Source organism: Pseudomonas sp. R62 (assembly GCF_000257605.1).
Classification (GTDB): Bacteria; Pseudomonadota; Gammaproteobacteria; order Pseudomonadales; family Pseudomonadaceae; genus Aquipseudomonas; species Aquipseudomonas atacamensis.
Genome location: NZ_JH635999.1, coordinates 1,334,140 through 1,335,925, shown reverse-complemented (window position 1 = coordinate 1,335,925; position 1,786 = coordinate 1,334,140). Strand labels below are relative to the sequence as shown.

Below are 1,786 nucleotides of genomic sequence, written 5' to 3'. Positions count from 1 at the left end.
GGTATCGCCTACAAGTTCCTCGACGAATCGGTCAACACCCCGGACGCCGTCGTCACCTTGCGCGTCAAGGCGCCGACCGGCAAAGACCCGTTCGGCATCAAACTGCGCCAGACCGACGCCAACTCCAACCTGTTCGTCCCCGATACCCTGCCCACGGGCAACGGCGTCTGGTCGATCACGCCGGGCATCTCGCTGGTCAAGACGTTTGACCCGGCGGTGTTGTTCGGCAGCCTTTCCTACACCCACAACCTCGAGGAATCGTTCGACGACATCAGCTCTACGGTCAATCAGAAAAACCCGGGCAAAGTGCGCATCGGCGACAGCTTCCAGATCGGCGCCGGTATCGCCTTCGCGCTTAACGAGAAGATGAGTATGTCGTTCTCGGTCTCCGACCTGGTGCAACGCAAGAGCAAGCTGAAACAGGACGGCGGCGATTGGGAATCGGTGGTGTCCAGTGACGCCAACGCCGGTTACTTCAACGTCGGCATGACGATTGCTGCAACCGACAATCTGACGATCGTGCCGAACTTGTCGATCGGCATGACCGATGATGCGCCGGACTTTTCGTTCAGCCTGAAATTCCCGTATTACTTCTAAAGCAAAGCAGAAGATCGCAGCCTTCGGCGGCTCCTACATTGGGATTCGAGTAATCCCTGCAGGAGCTGCGGAAGGCTGCGATCTTTTGATTCTCAGGCTCTTGCTCGTGACCACTCATCGGAAACACGTCCGCACCTGTCAGATCTGACAGGTGCGCTTTTCGCAGAAATAACTTCTGATAGCTCCAGCGTCTGGTCGCCCGTGACCAGCCCGGGCTCAGGAGATTTGCCATGACCATTCTTCTCGCTGCAGATTTGTTTCCTCCAAAAATTCCCATGGCAACTGATCTGGAAACACCAGAGGCGTATCACGGCGGTATTTCACTGGAAGCCGTGAGAACGGGTTACCTGACAGCTGTTGTCGATCCTTGGGTCAACCAGAGTATTGGAGAAAAGTGCGCCTTCCACTGGGATAACTCGCTCTTGCCGGTTCGAACGATAGAAATTGATGACACCAATCTCAATAAACAGCTGCTGTTCCAAATCCCGGCAGGTCAAATCACCAACGGCGACGCTTACGCGTTTTACAAAGTAACCCGGCCACATCAGCAGCCTGTGAAGTCCCAGGAAATACTGATGCTGGTCAAATTTACCCGGCCCGGCGGCGATGACAGCGACAGTGAACCGGGGAATTCCGGTCTCGTGTACACGCTGGATCCGGACCCGTCGAAGGGGGTGGATGCCGAAATGGCCAAGCTGGGCGTCAAACTGTTGGCGAGCTACGTAAACTGCGCCACATTCGACCGAATTATCGGGCGCTGGGGTGACCAGTTGGTGTCCTACTATCCAGTCACCAGAGAGCAAGTCGAAGATCCGGTCAATAATCCGATCTTTCTCACCTTCACCGAAAAAGTCATCAGAGACGAAGGCAACGGCAGGAACATCGAAGTGAGTTATCAGGTGTTCGACCGGGTCGGCAATCTGCCGGATCCAAACGCGCCATGGTCGAAAGTCACCTATGTGAATGTGGACCTGAGCATCAGCCGCTTGCCGGCGCCAACAATCTGGGTCAACAACCAGAACGTCACCACCATCGACCTGAAGGTACTGGGTGCGAGCGATGCTGCTGCCCGGGTGTACTTCACAGCCCCGGATTACCAGCCTGGTGACAAGGTTGTCTTGACCTGGGCGGGCACGACATCAGCGGGAGCGCCCGTCATCGTCGGTCCTTTGGAAAAGACCGTCGACAG

General features: G+C 56.1%; 2 pseudogenes. Both read left to right on the top strand.

Annotation, left to right across the window (positions count from 1 at the left end):
- Nucleotides 1-597: pseudogene (locus OQK_RS31690) on the top strand (hypothetical protein); the annotation flags it as partial.
- 230 nt (nucleotides 598-827) lie between these two features.
- A pseudogene (locus tag OQK_RS30645) lies at nucleotides 828-1,786 on the top strand (hypothetical protein); the annotation flags it as partial.